This window comes from Blautia sp. 2227st1_G12_2227SCRN_220401 (assembly GCF_039062885.1).
Lineage (GTDB): Bacteria > Bacillota > Clostridia > Lachnospirales > Lachnospiraceae > Blautia_A > Blautia_A fusiformis.
On sequence record NZ_JBCLNI010000060.1, the window covers coordinates 1 to 2,750 of the forward strand.

Sequence of the window (2,750 nt, forward strand, 5' to 3'; positions counted from 1 at the left end):
GATACACTTACGGTAGAGAAGTCTGACTTATCATAGACATCCACAAGATAAACACGACCTTCACTCTCCGATGCACAAATCGTGTATGTGATAACACGTGCTCCCCCAGACTTACCCTTCCCCTTAGAAACAATGGCAAGTCTTATTTTACGGATACCAGGGCTTAGTTCATCCCCCTGCATGGGGTTCTTTTCCAATGACTCGATAAAATCCTTCATGTCAGCCTTAAAAGACTTATACCTTTTTGCAAGGATTTTCGCTTCCCTCTCAAAATGTGGGGTGGTCTTTACTTCAAAGCTCATCAAGAAATGCGTTTGCGCTCTTGGCTGGCTGCTCACCAGCTTCGATTCGTTTCACTTCATTCAAGCCCTCTCTTATTCGAGTGGCTATTTTTTCTTCTACGGACACTGGCACCAATTTAAAATCACCGATACGTGAAGTCAGAAAGACGGATTCTCCCTGAATAGCACGAAGAAGGGTCGCTGTCTGATTCGTCCGAAATTTGCTCAATGGAATTACTTGCATATATCTTAAACTTTTTGATTGTGATACAAATGTAACCATTGTCACCGATATTGTAACCAAATTAATATACTTTAACACGCAAAAAAAAGCTTCAATAAACGCACAATCCCCCAACCCCCTTACGAGGGGGCTTTGTCTTTGTTTTCCCTATTGTTTTTCGTCCGTTTTTTCCGAAAGTTGGGAAGCAATCTCAACCTTATGAGCTTGTTTCTATCTTAACATCGACTATCTATGTCCTATCCTCGCGCGCGCGCATTATGCGAGAAAAACACCCTCTAAGTACGAGATAAAGAATACTAAAGTACGAGATAAAGAATAAAAATCACCCCCATCAAGTACGAGATAAAGAATAAACAGTACGAGTTCTATTTGTTAAACTCGTACTTAATTTGTATCTTTGCAGAAAACCATAAAAGCACACTTATGAAACCAACTACTTACATTGATTGGGACGGTCTGAAAGATATTCCGTTCTTCTACTGCGACACAAAGGAAGATGAAGAAAATAAAGACTTCGACATATACTATCAAGGGAAACTGGTGCTGCATGACTACAACCATTGCGGACACTACCTATACACAGCCGCTGTGCTGTTTAGCAGAATCAAGAATAAAACGGCAGACTGGGTAAATCTGCGCAACCTTTGGATTCTGCGTGATTGTGTGCGTGAGAACTACAATCATGGAATAGGGGTGGACGACATTATCTTTGGAGAGGATTTTGATGGCGAGAACCTCGATACACTCACACCGCTTACTAAGAAACGCTTCGATTATTTGTGTAAGCGGATTAAGGAACTTGACCCATACGCAACAATCTAAAAGAATACCTATGAGCGAAAACCTACCAAACAAAGCCGTATTCCAGTCCTATATATGGACATGTGCCAAATACGATTTCAGTCCTTACGAAAAGCGTATCATATATCGTCTTATCGAATTTGCCCAACGATGGTTGGAAGGTATTAAAATCAAAGACCATATGCACAAGATTGAGCCGTCTGACTGTGGGGTGAACATCACCATGCCTGTAGCATCCATTCTTCGAGACGAAGATGACCACAACTATGCCAAGGCTAAAGCTGCATTCACATCGCTATCTAAGAAAGGGGCTGAATATGAAGATGATAAGATTTGGTTCTATACAGCCATCATCGAACACCCTAAAATAGAAAAAGGCACAGGTATTGCTACCTTCCATGTCTATGACCCTATCTGGAGAGCCGCACTTGATTTTACGAAAGGGTTCAAGAAATACGAACTCATAACAGCCATGAAGTTTAAAAGCGTCTATGCCATGCGATTCTATGAGCTGATGTCCGGACAAACCCAACCTTTGTTCGTGTCGTTAGAGGGGTCTGACGGACTTCGCGAAAGGTTTTGCTTGCAAGGAAAATACGAAAGAGTTAATGATTTCAAGAGATATGTTATCGATGCAGCTAAAAAAGAACTTGATGAATCCTCTCCATACTCCTTTGTTGCTAAGGAGGAAAAGGAAGGAAAGAAGGTCATTGGCTGGACCCTATTCCCTGTATTCTTTGAAGACAGAGAAGACCCTGCACTACAGGAACAAGCGCGCATGGCTAAAGTTACGGCACGGCTCCAGCTGGAGAACAACGTATATGACTACCTCAAATTCTCCTTTGACTTCAAGTCTGATGAAGTCAACAAGAACAAGAAAACCCTTATCGAGGGGCAAAACCGCATCCCCAATTTCATGGGGTTCCTGGGAGAATTGAAAAAAGGCGCACGACTGGCAGAAAACCCCAAAGGATATGTTATCGGGGCTATCAAAAGAAAATTAAAAGAAATCTAACTGAATAACAAATAATTTCTTAAGTTTGCCATATCTAAACTTTAAATGTGTATTATATGAAAAAGTTTTTATTATCATTAGCTACTGCTTTTTCCTTTGTGTTATTCTTAGGGTCATGTACCAATGAAGAGGACATAAACAACAACGGTTATTCCGATAAAGAAAAAGCTAAAATTGAAACATTGATGAATTTGTTCGATTCTTATGGTTGGGAACTTGACACGACTTTTAGTATAGAACAGCGTAACAAAGAACTTTTAGAAATGGATTACGAAAAGACTAAAAGTTTCTTGGAGTACATGAGTAATGGTATTGAGTTTGATAATTTTGAACCAACTCAACAAAATGAAGACAATGCACCAAAAGCCTTAAGCAACACAAGATCTACTATGACCTTCCCTATATATGG

Annotated in this window: 4 protein-coding genes; 3 read left to right on the forward strand and 1 reads right to left on the reverse strand. The window is 40.3% G+C overall.

The genetic code is table 11. The annotated features are described in order from the left end of the window. A partial coding sequence (locus ABCM67_RS16100; RefSeq protein ID WP_155235238.1) for an addiction module toxin RelE occupies nt 1-302 on the reverse strand: 302 nt, incomplete at its 3' end. 646 nt (nt 303-948) lie between these two features. Between ABCM67_RS16100 and ABCM67_RS16105 the strand changes: the two genes are divergently transcribed. The 3 genes from ABCM67_RS16105 to ABCM67_RS16115 form a co-directional block, all read left to right on the forward strand. Beyond that, nucleotides 949-1,347, forward strand: coding sequence for a hypothetical protein (locus tag ABCM67_RS16105; protein ID WP_025077300.1), 399 nt, complete (start codon nt 949-951; stop codon nt 1,345-1,347). 10 nt (nt 1,348-1,357) lie between these two features. Further along, on the forward strand, nt 1,358-2,341 hold the full coding sequence (locus ABCM67_RS16110; RefSeq protein ID WP_032948906.1) for a replication initiation protein: 984 nt from the start codon (nt 1,358-1,360) through the stop codon (nt 2,339-2,341). 56 nt (nt 2,342-2,397) lie between these two features. Beyond that, on the forward strand, nt 2,398-2,750 hold a 353-nt coding region (locus ABCM67_RS16115; RefSeq protein ID WP_342993056.1), incomplete at its 3' end, for a hypothetical protein.